General features: G+C 72.0%; 2 protein-coding genes. Both read right to left on the minus strand.

What is annotated here, in order from left to right; all coding sequences use genetic code 11:
* Nucleotides 1–65: 65 nt before the first annotated feature.
* Nucleotides 66–1,382, minus strand: a complete 1,317-nt coding sequence (locus tag OOT08_RS06025) for a hemolysin family protein (RefSeq protein ID WP_325091684.1) — start codon at nt 1,380–1,382, stop codon at nt 66–68.
* 213 nt (nt 1,383–1,595) lie between these two features.
* A partial coding sequence (locus OOT08_RS06030) for a GuaB1 family IMP dehydrogenase-related protein (protein WP_325091685.1) occupies nt 1,596–2,836 on the minus strand: 1,241 nt, incomplete at its 5' end.

Here is a 2,836-nt window from a genome sequence, read left to right on the forward strand (position 1 = left end):
ACTCAGCGCCGACGAAGAAGGCGTTCGCCAGCAGCAGGACCACCAGCCAGGCAATTCCGGCCCAATCACTCATCTCCGCTCACCTCCTGGGGAGCTGCCGCGGTAAACCGCAGTCGTTCGATTCGGCGGCCGTCCATCCGGGTCACGGTGAGCGAGCCGCCCTCGATGGGCACCTCGTCGCCGACGGCGGGCAGGCGGCCCAGCTCGCTGATCACGAAGCCAGCGACCGTGTCGTAGGCCCCGTTGTCCGGCACCTGAATCCCGGCCTGGCTGAGCGCCTCGTCCGGGCGGAGCGAGGCGGGGAAGGTGAGGGAGTCGGCGCCGCCGACGACCCCGGCGTGCGCGCGGTCGTGCTCATCGGCGACCTCGCCAACGAGCTCTTCGACCAGGTCCTCCAGCGTGACCATCCCGGCGGTGCCGCCGTACTCGTCGATCACGATGGCGAGCTGGAAGCCGGTGCCGCGCAGCTCCTCCAGGAGGAGGTCGAGGCGCATGGTCTCGGGGACGCGGATCGCGTCCTCCTGCAGGGCGGCGACCGGGACCTCGCCGCGCTTGGCGCGCGGCACCGAGACGGCCTGCTTCACGTGCACGACGCCGACGACGTCGTCCTGGTCCTCGTCGATGACGGGGAAGCGGGAGAAGCCGCTCCGGCTGGTGAGGTCGAGCACCGCCTGGGCGGGCTCGGACTTCTGGATGGTCTCCATCCGCATCCGGGGCGTCATCACGTCGGCCGCGGTGTGCTCGCTGAAGCGCAGGGTGCGGTCCAGGAGCGTGGCGGTGTCCACCTCCAGCATCCCCGCGCTCGCCGAGCGGCGCACGAGCGAGGACAGCTCCTCGGCGCTGCGCGCGCCAGAGAGCTCCTCCTTTGGCTCGATGCCCACGGCGCGGAGCACCCCGTTCGCGCTGTTGTTCAGCAACAGGACGACGGGTTTGAAGACGGCGGTGAAGGCCGCCTGGAAGGGCATCACGAAGCGGGCCGCGCTCAGCGGCCGGGACAGCGCCCAGTTCTTGGGCACCAGCTCGCCCACGATCATGGACAGCAGGGTCGCGATGATCACCGCGAGCGGGGCCGAGATCAGGCGGCGCAGCTCCGGGGGCACCCCGAGCGCGCCGAGCGGCGCGTCGAAGAAGCGGCTGATGGACGGCTCGAGCGTGTACCCGGCGAGCAGCGTGGTGAGCGTGATGCCCAGCTGCGCGCTCGACAGGTGGGTCGAGGTGCGGGTCAGCCCGGAGATGACGCGGTCGAGGCCGGTCTCGCCGCGTTCGCGGCGGCGCTCCAGCTCGTTCCGGTCGAGGCCGACGAGCGCGAACTCGGCGGCGACGAAGAATCCGGTGCCGACGGTGAGCACGAGGCCGATGCCGAGGAGGATCCAGTCGTTCATCGCCGGCTCCGTTCGACGGGCGCGGCGCAGTGCATCGGCTGGTGGATGGTCAGGGGGCGGTGCCGGGGCACCGCGCGTTCAGGAGGAGGGTCGTCCATAGTTGCACAAACTATACCAAGATCGGGCCGAGGCCATCCCCGCTTCCGAGCATTCTCACGGCTTGCCGCGGATCGACCGCGTGTCGCCCCTCCCCCGGTCATCGCGCACCCGTGGCTACCCGGTCACCGAGCCGATGATCGCCTTCGCCTGCCCCTCGGCGTAGCCGGAGGCCGACTGCACACCGTAGACGGCCCGGTCGCGGAACTCGGTCAGGGTTCGCGCCCCGGCGTAGGTGCAGGCGCTGCGCACCCCGGCGACGATCCGGTCGATCACGTCCTCCACGGAGGGGTGTTGCGGGTCGACCGCGATCCGGCTCTCGCTGATGCCCTCGGAGAAGAGCAGTTTCTTCGCGCGCTCGAAGGGGTCCAGGCGCGCGAAGCGGGCGCGCACCGCGGCCTCAGAGGCCATGCCGAAGTTCGTCTTATACGCGGAGCCGTCCGGCCCGAAGCGCAGCTCCCCCGGGGACTCCAGGGTGCCCGTGAACCAGGAGCCGATCATGACGCTCGTGGCCCCGGCGGCGAGCGCGAGGGCGACGTCGCGGGGGTGCGAGATGCCGCCGTCGGCCCAGACGCCGACGCCGGCCTTGGCGGCAACCGCCGCGGTATCCAGCACGGCGGACAGCTGGGGGCGACCAACGCCGGTCATCATCCGGGTCGTGCACATGGCCCCGGGGCCGACGCCGACCTTCACGATGTCGGCGCCCGCGGAGACGAGGTCGCGCACGGCCTGGCCGGTGACGACGTTGCCGGCGACGATGGGCACGCCGAGCCCCTGGTCGGCGACTGCCTCGATGGCCGCGAGCATGCTGTTCTGGTGCCCGTGTGCGGTGTCGAGCACGAGCACGTCGACCCCGGCTTCGGCGAGGGCGGTGGCCCGCTGCACGGGGTCGCCGTTGATGCCGATGGCCGCGGCGATCGCGAGCCGGCCGTCCGCGTCGGTGTGGGGCGCGTAGAGGACGGCGCGCAGGGCGCTGTCGCGGTTCAGGCTCCCGACGAGGCGGCCGTGGTCGAGGACGGGCGCGAAGTCCACGTCCGCCGCGGCGAGGGCGTCGAAGGCGGCCCGGGGGGTGTCGAGTTGCTCGGCGTTCAGGGAGAGCCACTCCCGGGCCGCGATCTGGGCGATGGGGGTGTCCGCGGGGACCCCGGGGAGGGCGACGGCGGGGACGATGCCCACGATCTCCTCGGCCGCGTTCATCACAATGATCGCTTGACCCGGGGTGGGGGTGACGAGCGCGAGGGCGTGGGCGACGGAGGCCGTGTCCGGCAGGGTGACGGGGCTGTCGAAGCGGACGGGCTGGGCCTTGACCCAGCGGATGCCGGTGTCGAGCTCCTGCGCGCTGAGGTCCTGCGGGAGGA

Origin of the sequence: Leucobacter sp. M11 (genome assembly GCF_035726885.1) — a bacterium.
Taxonomy (GTDB): Bacteria; Actinomycetota; Actinomycetes; order Actinomycetales; family Microbacteriaceae; genus JAPFRB01.